At 71.0% G+C, this 21,598-nt stretch carries 24 protein-coding genes; 16 read left to right on the top strand and 8 right to left on the bottom strand.

Annotation, left to right across the window (positions count from 1 at the left end; genetic code table 11):
* The first annotated feature begins 153 nt into the window (after window positions 1-153).
* The 11 genes from ACIBK4_RS16190 to ACIBK4_RS16140 all read left to right on the top strand — a co-directional run bounded on the left by ACIBK4_RS16190 (window position 154) and on the right by ACIBK4_RS16140 (window position 9,531).
* Complete coding sequence (locus ACIBK4_RS16190; protein ID WP_398995349.1) at window positions 154-837, top strand: IclR family transcriptional regulator; 684 nt, start codon at window positions 154-156, stop codon at window positions 835-837.
* A 208-nt stretch (window positions 838-1,045) separates the two neighbouring features.
* A complete protein-coding gene (locus tag ACIBK4_RS16185; RefSeq protein WP_398995347.1) occupies window positions 1,046-2,128 on the top strand; it encodes an iron-containing redox enzyme family protein in 1,083 nt (360 codons plus the stop codon).
* 93 nt (window positions 2,129-2,221) lie between these two features.
* Entirely contained in the window at window positions 2,222-2,488 is a 267-nt protein-coding gene (locus ACIBK4_RS16180) for an acyl carrier protein (protein WP_398995345.1), read from the top strand.
* Window positions 2,485-4,137 (top strand): amino acid adenylation domain-containing protein, encoded by a 1,653-nt coding sequence (locus tag ACIBK4_RS16175; RefSeq protein WP_398995344.1) that lies wholly within the window; start codon window positions 2,485-2,487, stop codon window positions 4,135-4,137. Before ACIBK4_RS16180 ends, ACIBK4_RS16175 begins: the two co-directional genes overlap by 4 nt.
* Entirely contained in the window at window positions 4,134-5,204 is a 1,071-nt protein-coding gene (locus ACIBK4_RS16170; RefSeq protein ID WP_398995343.1) for an acyl-CoA dehydrogenase family protein, read from the top strand. Before ACIBK4_RS16175 ends, ACIBK4_RS16170 begins: the two co-directional genes overlap by 4 nt.
* Complete coding sequence (locus tag ACIBK4_RS16165; RefSeq protein ID WP_398995342.1) at window positions 5,191-6,285, top strand: acyl-CoA dehydrogenase family protein; 1,095 nt, start codon at window positions 5,191-5,193, stop codon at window positions 6,283-6,285. The genes ACIBK4_RS16170 and ACIBK4_RS16165 overlap by 14 nt, the downstream gene beginning before the upstream one ends.
* Complete coding sequence (locus ACIBK4_RS16160) at window positions 6,282-7,049, top strand: thioesterase II family protein (RefSeq protein ID WP_398995340.1); 768 nt, start codon at window positions 6,282-6,284, stop codon at window positions 7,047-7,049. Before ACIBK4_RS16165 ends, ACIBK4_RS16160 begins: the two co-directional genes overlap by 4 nt.
* Window positions 7,050-7,135: 86 nt before the next feature.
* Complete coding sequence (locus ACIBK4_RS16155; protein WP_398995338.1) at window positions 7,136-7,801, top strand: hypothetical protein; 666 nt, start codon at window positions 7,136-7,138, stop codon at window positions 7,799-7,801.
* Between the two features lie 56 nt (window positions 7,802-7,857).
* Window positions 7,858-8,154 carry a Dabb family protein gene (locus tag ACIBK4_RS16150; protein WP_398995336.1) on the top strand — a complete coding sequence of 99 codons (297 nt, stop codon included), beginning with the start codon at window positions 7,858-7,860 and terminating at the stop codon, window positions 8,152-8,154.
* Between the two features lie 103 nt (window positions 8,155-8,257).
* Window positions 8,258-8,641, top strand: a complete 384-nt coding sequence (locus ACIBK4_RS16145; RefSeq protein WP_398995334.1) for a BlaI/MecI/CopY family transcriptional regulator — start codon at window positions 8,258-8,260, stop codon at window positions 8,639-8,641.
* Window positions 8,638-9,531, top strand: a complete 894-nt coding sequence (locus tag ACIBK4_RS16140) for a M48 family metalloprotease (protein ID WP_398995332.1) — start codon at window positions 8,638-8,640, stop codon at window positions 9,529-9,531. The genes ACIBK4_RS16145 and ACIBK4_RS16140 overlap by 4 nt, the downstream gene beginning before the upstream one ends.
* On the opposite strand, the gene ACIBK4_RS16135 is transcribed toward ACIBK4_RS16140, so the two are convergent.
* The 4 genes from ACIBK4_RS16135 to ACIBK4_RS16120 form a co-directional block, all read right to left on the bottom strand.
* Window positions 9,528-10,385 carry a sugar phosphate isomerase/epimerase family protein gene (locus tag ACIBK4_RS16135; protein WP_398995330.1) on the bottom strand — a complete coding sequence of 286 codons (858 nt, stop codon included), beginning with the start codon at window positions 10,383-10,385 and terminating at the stop codon, window positions 9,528-9,530. The two genes, ACIBK4_RS16140 and ACIBK4_RS16135, sit on opposite strands and share 4 nt — an antisense overlap.
* A 4-nt stretch (window positions 10,386-10,389) precedes the next feature.
* Window positions 10,390-11,421, bottom strand: coding sequence for a sugar ABC transporter substrate-binding protein (locus tag ACIBK4_RS16130; protein WP_398995329.1), 1,032 nt, complete (start codon window positions 11,419-11,421; stop codon window positions 10,390-10,392).
* Between the two features lie 85 nt (window positions 11,422-11,506).
* On the bottom strand, window positions 11,507-12,502 hold the full coding sequence (locus ACIBK4_RS16125) for a sugar phosphate isomerase/epimerase family protein (RefSeq protein WP_398995327.1): 996 nt from the start codon (window positions 12,500-12,502) through the stop codon (window positions 11,507-11,509).
* A 10-nt stretch (window positions 12,503-12,512) separates the two neighbouring features.
* Window positions 12,513-13,727, bottom strand: coding sequence for a Gfo/Idh/MocA family protein (locus tag ACIBK4_RS16120; RefSeq protein ID WP_398995325.1), 1,215 nt, complete (start codon window positions 13,725-13,727; stop codon window positions 12,513-12,515).
* A gap of 157 nt (window positions 13,728-13,884) precedes the next feature.
* Here ACIBK4_RS16120 and ACIBK4_RS16115 point away from each other — a divergent pair, with 157 nt between their 5' ends.
* Window positions 13,885-14,892: a LacI family DNA-binding transcriptional regulator gene (locus ACIBK4_RS16115; protein ID WP_398995323.1), complete on the top strand. Its 1,008-nt coding sequence runs from the start codon at window positions 13,885-13,887 to the stop codon at window positions 14,890-14,892.
* Between the two features lie 11 nt (window positions 14,893-14,903).
* Here the strand turns inward: ACIBK4_RS16115 and ACIBK4_RS16110 are convergent, their stop codons facing one another.
* Complete coding sequence (locus tag ACIBK4_RS16110) at window positions 14,904-15,665, bottom strand: LysR family substrate-binding domain-containing protein (protein ID WP_398995321.1); 762 nt, start codon at window positions 15,663-15,665, stop codon at window positions 14,904-14,906.
* A 58-nt stretch (window positions 15,666-15,723) separates the two neighbouring features.
* On the opposite strand from ACIBK4_RS16110, the gene ACIBK4_RS16105 reads away from it, so the two are divergent.
* Window positions 15,724-16,107: a DUF5997 family protein gene (locus tag ACIBK4_RS16105; RefSeq protein WP_398995320.1), complete on the top strand. Its 384-nt coding sequence runs from the start codon at window positions 15,724-15,726 to the stop codon at window positions 16,105-16,107.
* A 29-nt stretch (window positions 16,108-16,136) separates the two neighbouring features.
* Window positions 16,137-16,910 carry a GntR family transcriptional regulator gene (locus ACIBK4_RS16100; protein WP_398995318.1) on the top strand — a complete coding sequence of 258 codons (774 nt, stop codon included), beginning with the start codon at window positions 16,137-16,139 and terminating at the stop codon, window positions 16,908-16,910.
* 34 nt (window positions 16,911-16,944) lie between these two features.
* Here ACIBK4_RS16100 and ACIBK4_RS16095 read toward each other — a convergent pair whose 3' ends face one another.
* Window positions 16,945-18,597 carry a TauD/TfdA family dioxygenase gene (locus ACIBK4_RS16095; protein WP_398995317.1) on the bottom strand — a complete coding sequence of 551 codons (1,653 nt, stop codon included), beginning with the start codon at window positions 18,595-18,597 and terminating at the stop codon, window positions 16,945-16,947.
* 122 nt (window positions 18,598-18,719) lie between these two features.
* Window positions 18,720-19,322, bottom strand: a complete 603-nt coding sequence (locus tag ACIBK4_RS16090; RefSeq protein WP_398995316.1) for a TetR/AcrR family transcriptional regulator — start codon at window positions 19,320-19,322, stop codon at window positions 18,720-18,722.
* Window positions 19,323-19,496: 174 nt separating this feature from the next.
* On the opposite strand from ACIBK4_RS16090, the gene ACIBK4_RS16085 reads away from it, so the two are divergent.
* Window positions 19,497-20,372, top strand: coding sequence for an LLM class flavin-dependent oxidoreductase (locus tag ACIBK4_RS16085; protein WP_398995314.1), 876 nt, complete (start codon window positions 19,497-19,499; stop codon window positions 20,370-20,372).
* A gap of 37 nt (window positions 20,373-20,409) precedes the next feature.
* Here ACIBK4_RS16085 and ACIBK4_RS16080 read toward each other — a convergent pair whose 3' ends face one another.
* Entirely contained in the window at window positions 20,410-20,805 is a 396-nt protein-coding gene (locus tag ACIBK4_RS16080; RefSeq protein WP_398995312.1) for a YybH family protein, read from the bottom strand.
* Between the two features lie 114 nt (window positions 20,806-20,919).
* On the opposite strand from ACIBK4_RS16080, the gene ACIBK4_RS16075 reads away from it, so the two are divergent.
* Window positions 20,920-21,597, top strand: coding sequence for a nucleoside/nucleotide kinase family protein (locus ACIBK4_RS16075; RefSeq protein WP_398995311.1), 678 nt, complete (start codon window positions 20,920-20,922; stop codon window positions 21,595-21,597).
* Window position 21,598: the final 1 nt, after the last annotated feature.

The following is a 21,598-nucleotide window of genomic DNA, read 5'->3' as shown; positions in this document are numbered from 1 at the left end:
CGAAACGTCGTGGCCGGGATGAAGTCCCGGCGCGCACAAGGCAGTTGGCTGTCGATTAGGACCTGATCACTATGGGGCATCAATCGCGCGGACACCATGGTGCAAGATGCGCCATCCCACACTTCGGAACAGCCACAGATCATGGAGGATCCCGTGGACGTACTGGGACGCGCTGTCGCGCTGCTTCAGGCGGTCGCCGACGGAGCCAGGACCGTGGGACAGCTGGCCGAGGCGACCGGCGTGTCCAGATCGACCACGCGCCGCCTGACGCTCGCGATGACCTCGCAGGGCTGGTTACGGCGTGACCCGGGCGGCGAGTACCGGCTGGGTCGCCGCATGGCCGAACTGGGTTCCCTGGCGGACGAGAACCTGCTGCTGGGACTGTGCCGACGCAGCGTCTATCTGCTCTCGGCCGCCACCGGGGCCGGCGCGCACGCCCATCGCCGCGTGGGTGACCAGCGCGAATGCGTGGCGACGGTCAACAAGAGCATGGGACTGCGCGACGTGGTCCCGCTGGGGCCGACCGAACCGTGGGGCGACGACGCCGTGGGGCTCGTCCTGCGCGCCTGGGCACCCCCGCGGATGCGGTCGGCGGACGCCGACCACCCCGCGGTACTGCGCGAAGTGCGCGATCGGGGCTGGGCCTCGACGACCCTCGAACACGTGACCTGCATCGCGGTCCCGGTGCGCATGTCCCCCCAGGAGGTGGGCGCGGTGCTCTCCCTCACGGGCGACACCTCCCTGGCACTGGAGACGGATGCCCTGGTCAGGCGGCTGCAAGCAGCCGCATCCCTCCTGGCAGAGGGGTTGCGCGCCCAGGCGTACCTCCCTCGCTAGGCATGTCGTCATACGTCCGGCTACCGGTGCCATGTCAGCGCACGAAACCGATTTCATCAAGGATCGGCAAAGCGTCTCGATGCGTAGGACGTCCGAACTCGCCCTGTAGACACGGCTTGGGGTGATCTGTTTGCCTGCCTGGCGGTACACGTAGAGCTTCTTGGGGGAAGGGCTTTCTACAGTCCTCCTCCACCTGGGGAGGAACACGATGACGACTGCCGTAGCAGCCGTTCTGCCCACCGACTTCACCGAGCGACTGCGCGCATCAGGCCATTCCGGCCCTCTCTTATTCCTCGAAGGGGTGTCCCCCTGGCTCTCCTGTCCCGCCTCACAGGTCGACCGAGAACTGGACGGTGTCGCGCGCGAGGACCTGCTGACGGCCGTGCGGGAGCTCAACGACCGCCGTGCGGCCGGTGAACCCGAGGCCTTCTACGCCCAGCAACTGCTGCTGGCCCGCCTCTACGATCTGATCACCAAGCTCCCCGACACCCTGACCGCCGAGGGTTCGGTGGTCGTCCACGCGGTGACCCGCCTGCTGGAACAGGCCACTCTCCAGGCCGAGGAGCGGCACGTCGACGCGGCCCTCCTCGCCGAGGCCGCCGCCCCCACGAAGCCCGCCAGGTATCTGTCCTGGCTCAAGGAGCACGCCCGGCGGCACCCGGCCTACAAGCACCCGTACTACGTCGACTTCATCCGCGACCACGCCACCAGAGACGACCTGCGGACCTACGTCATCCAGGAGTCGGTGGTCGACGGCCGCTTCGACGACCTGCTGGCGATGATGCAGGTCGGCACGCGGGGCGAGGCCAAGATGGAGATCGCCGGCAACTACTGGGACGAGATGGGCAACGGCGCGCCCGCCGAGGTCCACACCCATCTGTTCAACCAGATCTTCGACGTCTTCGACATCACCCAGGACGAGTTGGACCACGCGCTGAGCGCGGAGGCGCTGCTCTCCGGCAACCTCGCGGTGCTCCTGTGCCGGTACCGCCAGTACTACCCCCAGGCCGTCGGGTTCCTCGGCATGACCGAGTGGTTCGCCCCCGACCGCTTCACCCACGTCGTGCGCGCGTGGGAGCGGCTCGGACTGCCCGAGGTCGGCATCGTGTACCACCGGCTGCACATCACCGTCGACGCGCAGCACGCCGCGGGCTGGTTCCACCGTGTCGTCGAACCGGCCGCGCGCTCGGCCTACATGCGGCGGGGCATGGCACAGGGGGCGCTGTGGCGCCTGAACTCCTCGGCCCGCTATCTCGACGAGCGCCTCGCGCAGTCCCCCCGCCGACGCTGAGCCCGAGCCTCCGTCAGAGCCCCACTCCGGCCCCCTCCCCCCTCCGGCCGCACCAGCCCGTCGTATTCGACGCATCTGACCAGGAGAGCCCTGATGTCCCCCCAGTCTGCGCGCGCACGCGATGTGCGCGAGGAGTTGGCACGTGTCGTCTCAGAGATCAAACGATGTCCGGTCACCGAACTGCTCGCCGAGGACGCGGCCGGAACACCGCTCTCCCTCGACTCCCTCGACCTCGTGGAACTGTCCGTCCGGCTCGACCGGGCCTACGGATTCGAACTCGGCACCGACCCACAGGACTTCACCTCCCTGCACGACCTGAACGCGATGGCCGGGCTCGTCACCCGCAGGCGGACACGGTGAACAGCCGGGCCGAGACACTGCCCGCCCTGCTGACGGCGATCGCCGACCACGCCCGTACGTCACCCGACCACCCCGCCGTCCGCTGCGCCGATCGGACGGTGAGTTACGGCGAGCTCCAGGACGCCGTGCTGCGAGCCGCCGCCGGACTGCTCGGTCTCGGGGTACAGCCGGGGCAGCGTGTCGCGATACTCGGCACCAAGTCGATCCCGGCCGTCGTGGCCCTGCTGGCGGTCATGCGGGCCGGCTGCGCCTACGTACCGCTCGACCCCCACGCGCCACCCCTGCGCCGGCGCGCGCTGATGGAGGACGCGGCCTGCCCCCTGGTCCTCCATGACGCCGACGCGGCCGTCGGCACGCCCGCGGAACTGCCGTCCGGTGTGACGGCCGTCGCCCTGGACGACGTACTGGCCACCCCGGGGCCACCGCCCCCGTCGCACCTCGCGGACGACGCGATCGCCTACTGCATCTACACGTCCGGGAGCACCGGACGCCCCAAGGGCGTACAGATCCGGCACCGTTCGGTCAGCGTCTTCTTCGAGGCCGTGCACCCGCTGCTGCTCGTCTCCCCCGGCTCACGGTGTCTGAACACCTCCGCGCTCCACTTCGACGTCTCCGTGGTCGATCTGCTCTACCCGTTGTGGCGCGGTGCCACCGTCCACCTGGGGCCCGCTGTGCCGCTGCCCGGCGCCCTCGTCGGCCTGCTCGAACGTGAACGGATCACGCACATGGCCGCCGTCGGATCCACCCTCACGCTGCTGGCCACCGCCACCGACGGCTTCGCCGCACGGGACATCGGCGCGCTGCGCCGCGTCATGACCGGGGCCGAGGTCATCGACCCCCACACGGTCCAGCAGTGGCTCGCGGCCTGCCCCGGACTCGTCGTCGTCAACGGCTACGGCCCGACGGAGGCGACCTGCCTGGTCCTCGCCCACCCGATCGGCGAGCGGGAGCCCGAGCGACGTACCCCGTACCCGATCGGACGGCCGCTGCCCGGGGTCCGCCTGCGGTTCCTGGACGACCGGGGCGGCGTCACGGACGACGGTCCGGGCGAGATCCTGGTGGCCGGCGAACAGGTCATGGCCGGGTATCTGGCCCGCCCCGAAGAACAGATGCGCGTGTTCCTGGAGATCGACGGCGACCGGTTCTACCGCACCGGGGACCAGGGGCACCGCGGGCCGGACGGGGTGGTGACCTTCCACGGCCGACGCGACGACGAGGTCAAGCACCGCGGCTACCGCGTCAACCTCCAGGAGGTCAACCGGGTGCTCCAAGGCCACCCCGACATACTGCGGGCGTTCACGGCCACGGCCACCGACGCCAGGGGACGACCGGTGCTGTGCTGTGCGGTGGTCCGGGCGGCCGAGGGGAATCGCCGGCACCGCGGCGGTGAACTCCGTTTCGCCGAGGGGGAGTTACCGGTGTCCGGGCACGAGGAGCGCGGGCCGGCCCTGCTCACCGCGACGCTCAACCCGCTGCCCGCGGAGCACGCCTCCTCGCTGCGTGCGTACGCCGCCGGTCGCCTCCCCCGGTACATGATTCCCGACCAGCTGCACGAACTGCCGCACGTACCGATGCTCTCCAGCGGCAAACCGGACACCTCCCGGGTGAGACGGCTGCTGACCCGGGCGGCGGCGGAGGCGACGCCATGACCGCCGTACGGGAGCGGGAGACCAGTCCCGACGACACCACCGCGAACTCCGCCCGGGTGCTGCGCGAGCGGACCGCGGCGGTACTGCTGGAACTGGAGGCGTACCACGGCGGGCGGGAGAACCTGACCGCCCGGCACGTGCTGTCGGCCCTCGGCGCCGCGAACCTGATGGACCCGCGTCCGCAGCACGTGACAACCCGGGCCGAGCTGCTGGTGGATGTCCTCGACCCGGTCCAGGCCGCCGCTGTCGCCGCGCACACCGATGTCGCCCTGCCCGCGCTGGCCGAAGCGGGGCCGGGCACCATGGAACAGGACGTGCCGCCCGCACGGCGCGGGGCGTGGATCTTCGCGTTCCCTCTCACGGACCCGCCCGCGCGGCTGGAACTGACACCCGTGCCGGGCGGCCTACGGATCAGCGGCCTGGCGAGCGGCTATCCGGCCGGGGAGGACGCTGACGCCTTCCTGGTACCGCTCGCGGCACCGCACGACGGTGGCTGCCCGGCCGCCGTCGTATCCACCGGCGCGGAATCGGTTCGCCTGGTGCCGTCGGACGCCCGACGGCCGACCGCGGCGTGGGAACTGTCCGACGTCTTCGTCCCCCACGACCGTGTGGTGCGGGTCTCGGACCGGCGCAGGGCGGCCGCCCGACTGTGGCTCGCCGCGTACGAACTCGGCGCCGCCCGGCTGGAGTTGAACCGCACCTGCCGCCTCCTGAAGATGCGCCGGTCCTTCGGCGTACCGCTGTCCCGACACCAGGCCGTGGGGTTCCGGCTGGCGGATCTGGCCGCCCGGACCGACGGTGTACAGGCACTGGTGGAAGCGGCGGCCGAGGACGGGATCACCGCCTTCGACCCGCTGCTCGCCGTCGCCGAACTGCACGCCAGCCGCCTGCTCTGGGACGTCGCGGCACAGTGCCTCCATCTGCACGGTGCCGCGGGCCAGGTGGCCGGCTCGGCCACCCATCGACTGCTGACCGAGGCCCGGTCGTTGGCGATCACGCGCAATGTCGACCAGCGGGCGGCCGAAGCGGTTCGCGCGGCGAAGGGGTGGCTCGATGGTCACCGCTGACGTCCTCGCCTACCGCCGGGAGGTAACGGCGACCGTCGACCGGCTGTCCGGGCTGCTCGGACCCGACACCTGGGACTGCGCGCGACGGCAGCCACCCGTACGGCAGGCTCTCGCCGCCCTCGGGGAGGCGGGCCTGCTCACCCCGGTCATCCCCTCCTCCCGGAAACGCTCGGCGGAGTCCCTGGCGTACTCCGCCGTGCTGCACGAGACGCTGGCGCCCTACCCGCTGGGAGCCGCGGTGCTCACCCACGTCGAGGTGGGCAGCCGTCTGATCGCCGCGCATCTGCCGTCCGAACCGGTGCTGGAGCTGGCCCGCCGCGGACGTCATCTGCCGGCGCTCGCGGTGACCGAACCGGCCGGCGGACTCGACTTCGACGCGATGTCGACAACCCTGACGCCGGTGAGCGGGGCGTCGAACGGAGCCTTCGAGATCGACGGCGAGAAGTGGTTCTGCAGCAACTCCCCCTTCGCCGACGAACTCATCGTGCTGACCAGGGACGGCCGTTTCGGCCCGGACTCCGCGGGACGCCACACCCTGGTGCGCGTACCGCGCGAGGCACCGGGGGTCACGGTGGAAGCGCTGAACACCTTCGGCCACCGCGGCCTGACCGGCCATGTCCGGCTGGACGGCGTCCTCCTGGACGAGCGCTCCCTGCTGGGCACGCCGGGCGGCGGCCTGGTCGTCCTGATGCGCCACTGGGTGCACGAGCGCGTGATGCTCGCCGTACGGATGACCGCCATGGCGGACTGGCTGCTCTCCCTGCCGGAACTCGCGGCGGTGCGCGGGCACGAGACCGTGCTGACCGACCTCGCGATGGAGGTGACGCAGGAACGTGCCGCCTATCACCGCGCATGGCGCCGGATGGCCGCCGACGCCTGTGACATCCGGGAGGCGGCCGGCTGCAAACTGCGCGCCGGCCGACTCCTGCGGCGCACCGCGGACGCGGTCCTGCTGGTGCAGGGGCTCGCCGGGGCCGACACCGGTCCGGTCGACCGGGTACTGCGGGACGCCCTGGGGCTCGCGCTGGCCGGCGGCAGCGAAGAGGCGCTGCTGATGCAGATCGCCCGGAGCCTGACGTGAGCGGCGGCCCCGCCGTGTCCGACGGTCTCGCGCGGCGGTGGCTGCCGCACGGCATCGCCGGACACGACGAGACACCGCTGTACCTGCTGCCGCCGGCGGGAGGCTCGACCGCCCTGTACCGGGAGGACGACTGGGCCGGCCTCCCGGCGGGGGTGTCGGCCTGCCCGGTGGAACTGCCCGGCCACGGCAGGCGGGCGACCACCGACGCGCCCCTCACCGACATGAACCTGCTGGTACGGCAGTTGGACGCGGTCTGCCGTCCCGGTGCCGGGCGTCCCTGGGCGGTCCTCGGTCACAGCATGGGAGCACTGACGGCGGCGGCCTGGGCCGCGTACGCCCACCGGGCGGGCCACGGCCCGAGCGCGGTCTACGTCAGCGGCGCGGCCCCGCCCTGGCTGTCGCCCGCCGCCCTGCGCCTCGCCCGGGCGACCGACGCCGAGCTGTGGGAACAGCTGTCGGGCCTGGGCGGGATGCCGCCGGACCTGGCGGTCCACCCGGTGGCCCGGCGGCTGCTCGTCCGAACCATGCGGGCCGACATCGAGGCCGCCGCGTCCTGGGCCCGCACCGATCCCGTCAGCGTCGGCTGCCCCGTCACGGCGATCGGGGGCACCGACGATCCCGCCGTACCGCTCTCCCTGCTGCCCGGGTGGAGCCGGATCTCCGTCGGCGGATTCACCTGGACACACCTGCCCGGAGGCCACTTCTTCCGCGGCAGCCTCGCCGACCTGGTGCCGGTCGTCTCCGACGCCTGGCGGACGCCGTAGCGCGTGCGCGGTGAGCCTTCGGTCAACGTCTGAACGACGCCTGCACAGCCCCTGCACAGCCCTTGCGCGAAGGAGAGGTAGGAACAGTGTCCGAACCCCGGCCGTACCGGCGCCTGCGTGAAGCAGCAGGACAGTGCGACGTATTCATCAGCCCGTCACTCCTCGCACCGTTCTTCGAAGACGCCGCCCGGCAGTACAACATGGCATGGGCTTCCGCCCGTGACGCCGACAAGGAGCCCTATCTGCCCCGGTGTTGGGCGCTGCTGGTGGGCGAGATCCGGCAGGACGCCCTCGTCGTACGGGAGTTGTGCTGGGCGAAGAGCGTCCGTGAGACGGATGCGGACGTCGTGGAGGAGTTCACCGACGTCATCGCCCCATGTTTCGGCAGCGCGTACAAGAGCGGCCGTCGAGGCTACTGGTGCGATCCGGCCGAGCTGCTGCGCATCACACGCGAGGCCGCGGAACAGGGCATGGACGTCCTCGGATCCATCCATATGCACGCCGACATGCATCGCTTCTGGCCCGATCACGCCAAGGGCCAGCTCCTCAGCGAGTGCCCGACGGCTATGGACACCTATCTCTTCCGCAACGGCGGCTGGCCCCTGAACATCATCTGCCACCTCGAAGGCCTGCGCGGCGAGATCGTGCCCCGGCTCGGCGCCTGGGCACCACCGGCGTTCGCGGACGAAGACGCGCCCGCTCAGGAGATGGCCGTCCACTTCACCATGGGGCCGCTGTCCCTCGCCTCCTGAGGCGGACGAGGACGACGGAGGAAAGGGACGTCCGAGAAGACAGGGAGGCATCCGAAGTGATTCGCCGCGTCGTACTCGTCAAGACCAGGACACCGGAACGGGTGGACAGTGTCCTGGACGCCTTCGAACGGCTCCGCGGGCAGGTGCCCGGGCTCGTGGGCATCACCACCGCCGCCGACAACGGAGGACGTTGCCTGGGCTACGACCGCATGTTCACGCTGACCTTCCAGGACCGCGAGGCCGTCGACCGCTGGCGCGGTCACCCCGCCCACGTCCCCATCCGGGCCGAGCTGGAGGCATGCGCCGAACTCCTCGTCTTCGAGCACGAAATCACCCAGCCTGACCGCTGGTGAGCGGAAACGGTCGGCGCATCCATCGACCCCACCCAGACAAAACAGCCAGGTCAGAGCGTCACCGCTAGGAACATCGCGCCCTACACGCTGTAAGGTGAGCGCCATGGCTGGCAGAGACCCGCAGGTCCGGGCGGAGCGGCGCAGCGCCGGGGAGCTGGAGAGCGAGGTCCTCGCCGCGCTGTGGGCGACCGACCGGCCGCTGACCCCGGCCGAGATCCAAGCCGAGATCGACGGCCCCCTCGCCTACAACACCGTGCACACCATCCTCAAGCGGCTCTACGACAAGGGGCTCGTCCTGCGGGACGCGGACGGGCGGCGCGGTGCGTACCGGCCGGCGAAGAACGCGGCCGAGCTGACCGCCGAGGCGATGCACGAGGCGCTGGACCGGGGTCCGGATCCGATCGCCGCGCTGCAGCAGTTCGTGTGCGGGCTGCGTCCCGAGGAGGAGCAGGCGCTGCGCGATCTGCTGGCCGGGGGCGCGGGATGAGGTTCGACGTCTACACCCCGTTGCCGCTGTCGGTGCTGCTCGCCGCGATCAGTCCGGCGATCGGCCGGCGGGTGGCCCCGGCGCTGGCCGCGCGGGTGCTGACCGCCGCCGCCGTGGTGACCGCGGCGGCCACCTGCTGGTCCCTGTTCCTGCTGGCCGCGACGCTCGTCGGCGACGCCCCGCCGGTCGTCGCCGAGGCCCGGCAGGACGGACACCGACTGGCCGAACCGGTGCCCGAGGTCATCGGGATCGTGGCCTGTGTCGCGCTCGCCTTGCTCGTCGCGTCCGTCCAGGGCGCCGTGAGCGCCGACCGCCGCACCCGGCGCGCGCTGCGCCGGCTGTGCGAAGGGCACCCGGCGGACACCGAGTTGATCGTCGCCGACTCCCCCGAACCGCGGGCGTTCGCGATCCCCGGCTCACCGGGCCGGATCCTGGTCACGGCCGGCATGCTGAGCGCCCTCGAACCGGCCGAGCGGCGGGTCCTGCTCGCCCATGAGCGTGCCCATCTCGCCCACCGGCACGCCCTGTTGGTGACCGCGGCGACGCTCGCCGCCGCGGCCAACCCGCTGCTGCGGCCCGTGTGCGGCACGGTCACGTTCCTGGTGGAGCGGTGGGCGGACGAGCAGGCGGCGGACGCGGTGGGCGACCGTACCACCACCGCCCGCGCCCTGGCCCGTGCCGCGCTGAGCGCCCAACACGCCCGGCCCGTCTGCGGGTTGGGCTTCACCGACGGTGCCGTCACCCGCCGGATCGCGGCGTTGCAGACGACTCCGCCCCCGCGCCTGTGGCACCTCGCGGCGGCCGTCCTCGCCCTGGGCGCGCTGCCCGGACTCGGCACGGCCTACGCGACCGGCGAACTGTTCCGGATGCTGGCCGGAGTCCTCGCCTAGGCCGAGGCGGCCGGGTACTCGTCGATCTTCCTCCGCATCAACACCGAGGATTCCCGGGCCCGTTCCTCCCAGGCGAACACGCACGCCGTCAGGGTGCCGTCGAACCCGCCCGCCCGCAGCGCCCGGAACAGTTCGCCGAAGTCGACCTCGCCCTCCCCGATGTCGAGGTGCTGGTGGATCCGCGCGGTGGTGCCGGGCGGGTTGAGGATGTACCGGTTGCCCGACGACGCGGTGTGGTCGAAGGCGTCGGCGAGATGGACGTGGGTGAGCAGGTCGCCCGCGTACTCGATGATGCCGGGGGCGTCGTTGCCGATGTGGAAGGTGTGCGGGGCGCAGTAGAGGAAGCTGACGTTGGGGTGGTTGATGCCCCGGATCAGATTGACGGCGTCGTAGCCGTTCTCGATGAAGTCGTCCGGGTGGGGTTCCAGGGCGAGTTTGATGCCCTCGCGCTCGAAGAGCGGGAGGAGTTCGTCCATCGAGTTCCAGAACTGGGCCTCGCTGCGGTCGGGTTCCTCGGGGCGGCCGTTGAACTCGGAGATCATGCTGTCCACTCCGAGGTCGGCGCAGATCTGGATGGCGCGCTTCCAGTACCGTACGGCGGCCTGTCGAGCGTCATCGTCGGGGCCCGACCAGCGGAACAGCGGCAGCAGGGAGGAGATCCCGACGCCCGAAGTGTCCAGCGCCTTGCGGAACTTGCGGACCGTGGCATCGTCCACGCGCGGGTGCCGGAAGAAGGGGATGAAGTCCTCGCGGGGCGAGAGCTCGATCCACTCGTAGCCCAACTCGGCGACGACGGCCGGGAGTTCGAGCAGCGGAACATTGCGGATCATGTACGGGTCGAGCGCGATCCTCATGCCGTCACCGCGTTCCCTTCGCGGCGAACTTCGCGACCGCGTCGACGTCGCTCTTGTCGACGAAGGCCGGACCGGTGAGCACGGGCTGCTCGCCGCCGCCGCTGTAGTTGCCGTTCGTCTTGTAGAGCCAGAGCGAGTCGACCGCCAAGTAGCCCTGGAGGTAGGGCTGTTGGTCGACGGCGAACTGGATGGTGCCCTTCTCGATGGCGGAGATGAGGCTCGCGTTGAGGTCGAAGGTGGCGACCTTCGCCTTGCTGCCCGCGTCGGACAGCGACTGCACGGCCGTCAGCGCGAAGGGCGCGCCGAGAGTGACCACCTCGTCGATGGACTTGTCCTGGGTGAGCTTGGCGGAGATCGTCGACTTCACCGACGGCATGTCCGTGCCGTTGACGTAGAGGTTGTCGGTCTTGCCGCTGAAGGTCTTCTTCACGCCGGCGCAGCGCTGTTCGAGGTTGACGTCGCCCTGGGCCTGGATCACGCACACCACGTGCTTGGCGCCGGTGGAGTTGAGCTTGGTGCCGAGCGCCTGCCCGGAGACGGACTCGTCCTGGCCGAAGAAGGACAGCAGGCCCTGCTTCTTCCAGTCGCTCAGGCCCGCGTTGAAGCCGACGACCGGGATGCCGGCCTTCTCTGCCTTGGCGACGACGGCCTTCATGGCGTCGGGCTTGGCGAGGGTGACGGCGATGCCGTCGACCTTCTGGTCGATCGCGTTCTGCACCAGGTTGGCCTGGTCGCCGGCGTTCTCGTCGTTGGCGTAGACGAGCTTGACGTTGTCCTTGGCCGCGGCGGCCTCGGCGCCCTTGCGGATGGTGTCCCAGAAGGTGTCGCCGGAGGGGGCATGCGTGACCATCGCGATGGTCATGCGGGGCGTACTGGCCTTGCCCACAGAAGCGTCGGCGGCGGAGTCCGCGGACTTCTTGCCGCCGGAGCCGCTGGAGCAGCCCGCGAGGGTGAGGGCGGTCGCGGCGGCGACGGCCACGACGGGAAGGACTCTGCGAGAGCGGGGACGGGGGCGGTGAGCGGATGTGCTGTTCATGGTGCGTGCACCTCACTGTGCAGCGGAGCGGATGGGGTCGTACCAAAACGGGTCGGAGACGGGAGAGAGACGAGTCGGGGGCGGTTCAGAGCTGTGCGGCGGCGGACTTGAGGTTCTCGGCGGCCAGGCGCAGGCCCTCGATCTGGTCGAGTTCCTGGTCCTCGTGCTCGATGTTGACCGCCATGTCCGGGTCGACCTCGTGCAGCGCCGTCAGGAACTCGGTCCAGAAGGGCACGTCGTGGCCGCGTCCGACGGCGACGAAGTCCCAGGAGGCGTTCTTCGGCCAGCGGCTGAGCGTGTAGCGGCCGCCGAGGGGGACGACGTCCGGCTCGTCCGGGCGGACCCGCACATGGCGGTGTTCGAGGACCCCGTTGATCTTCGCCTCCTCGTTGACACGGGTGTCCTTCGCCGCCGCGTTGTAGACGAGGGAGCCCAGGCGCCGTACCGCCGCGACCGGGTCGATGCCCTGCCAGAACAGATGGCTCGGGTCCATCTCCGCGCCGACGTGGGTCGCGTCGATCTCGGTGGCGAGGCGCTCCATCGTGCCGACGTTGTAGACGAGGTTGTGCGGATGCATCTCGATGCACACCTTCACGTCCGCGTCCGCGGCCCGCGCCTGGATGTCCTTCCAGTACGGGATCGCCACCTCGTCCCACTGGTAGTCGAGGGCGTCCAAGTAGGCGCTGTCCCACGGGAGTACGGACCAGGACGGCAGCCGGCCGCCGGGGTCGGAGGCGGGCAGCCCCGACATCGTCACGACCCGCCGCACCCCGAGCAGCGCCCCGAGTTCGATCGCGTCCCGCACGTCCTGGGCGTGCTTGGCGCGCACCTCGGGGTCGGGGTGGAGCGGATTGCCGTTGCAGTTCAGCGCGGTCAGGGTGATCCCGGCCGCCGCGAACTGGGCGAGGTAGGCGTCGCGCGCGTCCCGGCTCGCCCGTATCTCCGCGATGGGCAGATGGGGCGCGGGCAGGAACCCGCCGGAGTTGATCTCCGCGCTGTCCAGGCCCAGTTCACGCAGGACGCGCAGGGTCTCGGTGAGCGGCTTGTCGTGCAGGACGGCGGTGTAGGCGCCGAGCTTCATGGCTGCTTCCTTACTGCTGAACGGCGAGGGACGGGACGGCGAGGGGCTGGACATCGACGGACCGGCCGTCGGCATGGGCTGAGGCGACGATCGCGTCGAGCACCCGCAGGTTGTGCAGACCGTCGGCGAGGGTGGGGCAGGGCGGCAGTCCGTCCACGCCCGCGATCTGTTCGAGGAAGGCCCGGGCCTGCCAGACGAAGAACTCGTGCTGGCCGTGGCCGACGCTGGGGAAGTCCATGGGCAGACCGCCGGCGATGTAGGGGTGGCCTGGGCCGATCACCACCCGCCGGTAGCCGTCCACCGGGTCGGCGGCCGCCGCGTCGGCGAGGGTGAACTCCGCGGGCCGCGACAGCTCGAAGGTCGCCGCGCCGCCCTTCGAAAACACCTCGAAACCAAGGGAGTTGGCCAGCCCGCGGGCGATGCGCGACACGGAGAAGGTGCCGACGGCCCCGGAGGCGAAGGTCGCCGTAAAGGTGGCGATGTCGTCGTTCTCGACCGGCTCGCGCTCCTGCCCGACCCGTACGTCGGCCGAGTGCCCCACCGCGGTGCCCAGCGGTACGGGGCGCTCGTGCACCTGCGTCGACAGGACGGCACCTTGCACGCTGCGCACCGGACCGCAGAAGTACTCGCCGAGATCGACGAGGTGGCTGCCGATGTCGGACAGTGCGCCGGAGCCGAGCGGGCCTCGGTAGCGCCAGCTCATCGGGGCGTCCGGGTTGTGACCGTAGTCGCACCAGTAGTGGCCGTTGAAGTGCTGGACGGGTCCGAGCGAACCGTCCAGGACCTGCTGCCGGATGGCGTTGACGGCCGGCGAGCGGCGGAAGGTGAAGCCGGTGGCGGCGACCAGTCCGGTGCCCTCGGCCGCCTTCACCATCGCCTCGGCGTCGGCCACGGACGGCGCGAGCGGCTTCTCGCACAGCACGTGCTTGCCCGCCGCCAGCAGCCCCTCGACGATCTCGCGGTGCAGATGGTTGGCGACCACGACACTGACGGCGTCGATGTCGTCGGCCTCGGCGATCGCCCGCCAGTCGGTCTCGGTGCGCTCGTAGCCGTAGCGTCGGGCGGCGTCCGCGGCGAAGGGTTCGTGGGCGTCGGCCACGGCGACCAGCCGTACCTCCGGCAGTCCGGCGCCGTACACGGACACGGCCTGCCGGTAGCCGTTGAGGTGGGCACGGCCCGCCATTCCGGCGCCGATGACCGCCACCCCGATCGGCTTCGTCGTCATCTGAAGTCCTCTCCACTCTGATCAGCCCGGATCGACACCGCACCGCACTTTGTCCGGGCAATAGAACTTTTTAAAGCGCTTTAAGTCCTGGTACTATCAGTCCGGTTTCGCAGGCGTGTCAAGGGTGTTGCAGCAGGAGAATCCGACAGGAGGATCAGTGGCCGAGGCAGGTTCCCGCCCCCGCCTGGAGGACGTGGCGGCGCGGGTCGGACTGTCCACGGCGTCGGTGTCCCTGGTCCTGCGCGGTGCCCCCGGCCCCAGCGAGCGCACCCGGCAGCGCGTCCTCAAGGCCGCCGCCGACCTGGGCTACCAGGCCGACCGCAACGCGAGCCTGCTCGCCAGCCGACGCAGCCGGCTGCTGGGCGTGATGGTCGACGTGCACAGCCCCTTCCACGCCGACCTGGTGGAGCACCTCCACACGGCCGCCGAAGAAGTGGGCTACGACCTGGTGCTCAGCACCCAGACCCGCAGCCGCGACGAGCACACCGCCGTCGAGACCCTGCTCGCCTTCCGCAGCGAGGCCCTGATCCTCCTCGGCCCGATCGCCCCCGCCGACACCCTCATGACCCTGCACCACAAGGCGCCCGTGGTCGTGGTCGGCCGCCGGATGACCGGCACCGAGCTGGATGTCGTACGCACCGCGGACGATGACGGAGTGGGCCAGATCGTCGACCACCTGGTCGGCCTCGGCCACCGGTCGATCGCCTACGTCGACGGCGGCAAGGGCGTCATCGCCACCGACCGGCGCCGCGGCTACCGCACGGCCATGCGCCGCCACGGCCTGGACGAGCACATCCGAATTCTGCACGGCGACCACACCGAGGCGGCCGGCGAGCGGGCCGCCCGCCAGCTCCTCGACGGGGGTCAACTCCCCACCGCCGTCGCGGCGTTCAACGACCAGTCGGCGATCGGCGTCCTCGCCGCCCTCACCCGGGCCGGGGTCGCCGTACCCGGCGCGGTGTCCGTCGCGGGCTACGACGACGACGCGCTGTCCCGGCTGAGCTGCTTCAGCCTGACCACGGTCAGCCAGACGGCGGAGGCCCAGGCCCGGCACGCGGTGACTGCGGCGGTCGAGCGGCTCGACGAGGGGCGGACGACGGCGCGCGAGGTCGTCCTGCCGCCACGGCTCGTGGTGCGCGGTTCTACGACGGCTACGTCAGCCTGAGCAGAGAGGTGTCAGCGGCCGCGGGGCTTGCCGCGCTTGGTTCCCTTGGCGCCGCTGGAGGAATTACGAGGGTTCTTGCCGGTCGCTTTTCCGGCCGCGGGCTTGCGGCGCGCGGGGGTGTCGGCGCGCTTCGCCTTGGTCTTCGGCTGGGCGGGCGTCGGCGTACGGCCCCGGGTGCTGTTGACCGTACGGCCGCGCACGATGCCGATGAAGTCCTCGACCAGCTCGGTGGTCGCGTCCTCGGGCCAGGACAGGGCGACGTCCGACTGCGGGGCGTCCAGCACGGTCCGGTAGGTGAGGTCCTTGCGGTGGTGCAGCCGGGCCAGGGACTGGGGGACGTAGAGGATGCCGATGCCCGACGCCACGTGTTCGACGGCGTCCTCGGTGGTGGCGGGACGCTCGAACGCGGGCTCCCCGGGCGGCTGTTGCCAGCCGAGGACGTCGTCGAGGGGGTGGAGGACCACCTCGTCGGCGAGTTCGTCGAGGGACACCTCTTCGGCCGCCGTCACGACGTGGTCCTTCGGGGCCACGACGACGGTCGCCTCGGTGTAGAGGGGGATCGCGCTGAGGACCGTACGGTCGACCGGCAGCCGTACGAGTCCGGCGTCGGCCTCGCCGCGCCGCAGCACATCGGCTGCTTCGGCGGCCGGGACCGGTACGAGGACGAGCGGGACGTCGGGCAGGCGCTCGTTCCAGATCCGCACCCACTTGGCGGGCGTCACCCCGGGGACGTACGCGAGCCGGAACGTGGGGGATGCTTCCGAGCCTGTCACCCCGCAAGGTTACCCGCCGTGGTCGGAGGTCTCGAACGCGGTCGATACTCTTGACGGTATGAAGTCGCACCAGACCACCCAGACCATGAAGCCCGCCACGGCGGCGAAGAAGCTGGGTGTGTACCTAGAGGCCACCCCCGCCGAGTTCCAGAAGGGCGAGGTCTCCCGCGCCGAGCTGAACGAGCTGCAGGCCAACCCGCCCGAGTGGCTGCGCGAGCTGCGCGCCGACGGCCCGCACCCGCGCCCGGTCGTCGCGGCCAAGCTCGGCGTCTCCATCGCCGGTCTCGCCCGCGGCGGGGTCACCGAGCCGCTCACCACCGAGCAGATCGAGGCGCTCAAGAAGGACGGCCCCGAGTGGCTGGAGAAGGAGCGCGCCACGCAGGCCGAGGTCCGCAAGGAAGCCGAGCGGATCAAGAACAAGAAGAACGCCGCGAACGACTGACGGCCGCGGCACCCGGGGAGACGCGCACGGTGACGGACGGCCCGGCCGGGACGGGGAAACCCCCGGCGATGTACCGCAAGGTCGCGGCCGACCTCGGCCGCGAGATCGCCGAGGGCCGCTACGGCTCCGGCGGCCGGCTGCCCGCCGAGGGCGAACTCGCCGAACGGTACGGCGTCTCCCGGGGCACGGTCCGCCAGGCGATGGCCCTCCTGCGCACCGAGGGGCTGATCGCCTCCCGGCGCGGCACCCGCCGGGTCGTGATCGGCACGCCCCGCCCGCAGAGCTTCGGCGAACTCCTCAGCTTCACCCGCTGGGCCCGCTCGACGGGCGAGGAGCCCGGCGCCCGGACCGTCACCGTGGAGACCCGCCCCGCCGACGCCACCGAGCGCGAGCAACTGCGCCTGCCCGCAGGGGCGGAGATCTACGAGGTACGGCGACTGCGCACGCTCTCCGGGCGGCCGGTGATGGTCGAGCGGACCGTATACCCGTCCGCCGTGGGCGAGTTGATCGCCGAGCTGCCACCGGACACCGTGTCACACACCGTGGCACTGGAGGAGTCGGGCGTGCTGTTCGCGGACGCCCAGCACACGATCGACCTGTGCCGGGCCGACGAGGAGGACGCCCGGCTGCTTGGCTGCCGGCCCGGCGACCCGCTGCTGCGCGAGCGCCGGTGCAGTACGGATCCGGCGGGCACCCCGGTCGAATGGTCCGAGGACCGGTATCTCCCGGAGACGGTGGCCTTCACCGTGCACAGCTCGGCCGCGTCTGGTTCTCTGGCCCGCCGCCCGGCCGACGACGCCTGAGTCAGCGCTCAAAGTCCTTGCCGGCAGGCCCTGTTCAGTCCTTCCGCAGCAAGGCCATGAGCAGCGGCCGGAAGTGCGCGAAGTCCGGGGTCGGCGCCTCGGGGTCCTTGCCCTCGTCGTCCCAGCGGCGCACCGCGACCCCGGCGGCCGCGTAGGGATTCGCCTCGTACGCGGCGACCTCGGCCGGAGACATCGGACCACCCTGCACCTCCAGCGTGTACACCGACGCCTGCGAGAGCCGGCCGAAGTAACCGGGCTCGACCGCGCACAGATACCGCTTGGCCGCCACGTGCAGCCGGATCGGCTCGGTGACCTCGGGACCGAACCACTCGGCCAGCCGGTCCGCCCCGGTGTGACTGTGCCGATTGTCGGTCCCCTCCATCAACTCCTCACCGCTGACGGGCCCGTGGAAGTGCCCGAGGTCGTGCAGCAGCGCGGCGGCGACCAACGCGCCGGGCGCTCCCGCCTCTTCGGCACGCGCCGCCGCCTGGAGCATGTGCTGCGCCATAGTGACCTCCTCCCCCAGGTAAGCGCTCGCGCCCTCGCCCGCGAAGAGTTCCGCCAGCTCGTCCACGAACTCTCCTGCGGCTACGGCCCGTTCGCGCCGCAGCACCGCCAACGTGCCGGCCAGTGCGTCGATGTCGGCGTAGGCACCCTGGAGGTGACGCGCGCCGCCCTCCTCGAAGGCCGTGCGCGCGTGCAGGAGCCGTACGTTGTCGAAGATCAGGCAGTCGCCGGGCAACAGCCGGAATTCCAGCTGGAGTTCGGGGCGCAGGGTGATCTCGGCGAAGGTGCGGTAGGCCCGGTAGAAGGACTCCAGTTCGTCGGCGGGCAGCAACAGGGTGCCGATGGAACGGTTGTTGAAGCGCACCTCGCGGATCCGGCCGCGTCCGTCGACGTCGATGAGCGGCCGGTCGGCGGCCAACTCGGTCTGCGCATCGCTGAATTGGAACGGCACCGGCGTGCGCGTCAGTACGGCGAACGCCTCCGGGTCCTCGGCACGCAGCAGCGCGGCGGCCTTGAACCCGTCCACCAGTCCGGAGTCACCGCCGATCGCCGCGTTGGACAGACAGTGCAGGAGCTGGAGCGTGGGCACCGGGTCGCGGTACGGGTTGTCGGTGTGCGGGGTGATGCGGGCGCCGGTGAAGGCGAGGTTGTTGGGGTCCGGCTCGACCCGTACGTCGAAGAGCCGCCCGTAGTTGGTCTCACGGACGTACCCGAAGGTCTCCGCCACCTCCAGCACCTGCCCCTCGCGGCACGGCACGTCACGCAGCAGCGCGAACCCGAGCCCGAGAACCGACTCCAGCACCCGCGCCTTGACCACCGGATCACCCAGATATTCGGCCCAACCGGCCTCGGGGAGACGGCCGTTCAGGTCGGCGACGGTCCACAGGGTCTTGCCGTTCTCGCCGCGCCGGTCCCCGGAACCGTCCCCGCCATCAGGCCGATTGACGCTCAGCCACTGCGCCGAGTACACGGACCGGTGTCCGTCGGGCGCCCAGTCGACCTCGACACCGTCGACGGTCCGCCGTACGGCGCCGAGCGCGAGTTCGGTGGGCAGTTCGGTGATCTGGAACAGCTTCTGCCCATTGCGGGGATCGCGGCACCGGGCGCAGGGACAGTTGTCCCGCAGCCAGGTGAGCGGCAGATCTTCTACGGACAGCGACTCTTCTAAAGACAGCGACATGGCCATCACTCCCTCTCTAAGTTGTATAGCCAACTTTTCCGACAGAGGGAACGTCTCAGCGCAGGATGAGCAACGAGTGACGCGGTAGCCACCCGCACATGAACGAGACGGCAGCGACTGCGTCAGTGAGGCAGGCGCATGCCCGCGACGAAGACATCGACGAGCCGGAGCGCGTCGTAGCGCTCGTCGCCCTCGGCACCGACGCAGAGGTTGCCGACGCCGCGCATGATCTCGTAGGACGTCAGGTCGGACCGGACCTCGCCGGCGGCGACGGCCGCGTCGAACAGCTCGGCACACACGGGCAGCAGGCGGTCCAGGAAGTAGCCGTGCAGCGCTTCGAAGCCGGCGGTGTCGGAGCGCAGTACCGCGGCGAGTCCGTGCTTGGTGACCAGAAAGTCGACGAAGAGATTGATCCACTCCCGCAGCGCGGCGTACGGCGTGGCGCTGCTCGCCAGCAGCGCCGGACCGGCTTCGGCGCAGGCCTCCACCTGGTGGCGGTAGACGGCGATGACGAGGTCCGCGCGGGTCGGGAAGTGCCGGTAGATCGTGCCGAGTCCGACGCCGGCCTCGCGGGCGATGTCGCGCACGGGAGCGTCGACGCCGGACGCGACGAAGACCTTGGCGGCGGCGTCGAGGAGGGTCTCCTTGTTGCGCCGGGCGTCGGCCCGCTTGGACTGACCGTCCGCCTTGGCCGCGCGTGCCGCGCCCGCGCCGTTTTCACTCACCGCGCAACTCCTCCACCTTCAGGCTTGCCAAACCGGAACCTTGTTCCGTATCGTTTCCGGAACAAGGTTCCGCTTGCCCATGATGCCAGAGCGGCGGCCGGACGACCAAGCCACACACGCGCGCCGCACCGGCCCACGCCTGCCATCACGCCTTGTCCAAGAACGGACGACACCATGCCCGACACACCCCGCCCCAGCTTCGGCATCATGACCGCCCCCATGCAGGTCGAGTACCCCGACCTCCTCCGCGTCTGGCGCGAGGCGGACACCGTCCCGGAGATCGAGCACGCCTGGCTGTTCGACCACCTCATGCCGATCGGCGGCGACCCGGACGGACCGGCCTTCGAGGGCTGGACACTGCTCTCGGCTCTCGCCGCGCAGACCAGCCGACTACGCCTCGGCGTGATGGTGACGAGCAACCGCATCCGGCCGCCCGCGATGCTGGCCAAGATCGCCACGACCGTCGACATCGTCTCCGGCGGCCGGCTCGACTTCGGCATCGGCGTCGGCTCACGCCCCGACCACCCCCTGGCCAGGCGCGAGTACGCGGCACACGGCCTCCCCTTCCACGACTCCGCGCACGCCGTGGCGAGCCTCGCCGAGGCCTGCACGGTGATCCGACGGCTGTGGACCGAGGAGAAACCGTTCGACTTCGACGGCACCCACCACCACCTCACCGGCGCGTTCGGCAACCCCAAGCCCGTCCAGCACCCCCACCCGCCGATCCTCATCGGCGGACGCTCGGCCGCGACCCTGCGCGTGGTCGCCGAGCACGCCGACCTGTGGAACATCCCCGGCGGCGACATCACCGACGCCATCGCCCGCAGCGCACTCCTCGACCGCTACTGCGCCGAGCTCGACCGCGACCCCGCCACGATCACGCGCTCCATCCACCTCTCCGTCTCCTACGACCGTCCCGAGGCCACCCGGGCCGCGATCCGCGAGGCGCTCGACGCGGGCTTCCACCACATCGTGCTCGGACTCTCCTCGCCCTACCCCGCTGATGTCGCGCACTGGGTCGCCGACGAGCTGATCCACAAGGCGAGTTGAGCGCCCCTTGCACGTCAGTCGTGCGAGAACGTCCACGTCAGTCGTGCGGGAACGAGTGGTGTTCGTGCGCGACCAGCCAGCGGCCCCGCTCCTTGCGCAGGCCGAAGGTGAGCCGCAGGCGCAGGCTCGGGTACGCGGCGAACTCCTCGGGAGTGCCGCACCGGAGCAGGGCATGGGCGTAGGCCACGTCCGTGCCGGCCGTGATGTCGAGGGAGTCGATGTCGAAGCAGGCGCCCTGGGCCTGCCAGTCGAAGAACGGCGGCCAGGTGGCGCGGTAGGCGTCGAGGCCGTGGATGCCCGCGTGGGGCGGCGGGACGTCGTACATGACGAGGTCCTCGCTGTGGTCGGCCATGACGCCGTCGAGGTCGCCGCGGTGGACGGCCGCGGCCCAGTCGGTGATCAAGGTGCGGATCTGTGTCGCGTCGTCGGTCATGGACGGCTCCTGTTCCTGTCCCCCACTCCATGGTCTCTCTGTCGGCTCGACTCCCCGATCTTCCGCACATCATCGCCCTGACCGGGCAACCGAGACGGATGGCACACTCTCCGTGTGCCGCTGACTTTCGACGACCTCCTCGCCCGTGCCACCGCCCTCGTCACCCCCGGCCGACGTGCCGTTCTGGGGATCGCCGGCAGTCCCGGGGCGGGCAAGACGACGCTCGCCGAGCACCTCGTGCGAACACTGAACGGCACCGGCGAACCGTGGGTCGCGCACGTCCCCATGGACGGCTTCCACCTCGCCGACGTCGAACTGGACCGCCTCGGCCGCCGCGACCGCAAGGGCGCGCCCGACACCTTCGACGCGGCGGGGTACGCGGCGCTGCTGCGGCGGTTGCGCGAGGAGACGGACGAGGTGGTGTACGCGCCGGGCTTCGAGCGGGTGCTGGAACAGCCGATCGCCGGAGCCATCCCGGTGCTGCCTACGGCCCGGTTGGTGGTGACCGAGGGCAACTACCTGTTGCTGGAGGCGGGTTCATGGGCGCGGGTACGGCCGTGCCTGGACGAGGTGTGGTTCTGCGAGGCCGACGAGGACGAACGCGTCCGCCGACTCGTCGCCCGGCACGAGGAGTTCGGCAAGGACCACGAGACGGCGGTGGCCTGGGTGTCGGGCACGGATCAGCGCAACGCCGACCTGGTGGCGGCGACCCGGGACCGCGCGGATCTGGTCGTGCCGGTCGGTGCGCTGCCCGCGCCGGAGCAGAACTCGGCGGCGCGGGCAGGCAGTTGAG

The organism is Streptomyces sp. NPDC050528 (genome assembly GCF_044457795.1).
Lineage (GTDB): Bacteria > Actinomycetota > Actinomycetes > Streptomycetales > Streptomycetaceae > Streptomyces.
The sequence above is the reverse complement of the archived record's forward strand: the minus strand, read 5'-3'. Positions and strand labels throughout refer to the sequence as shown.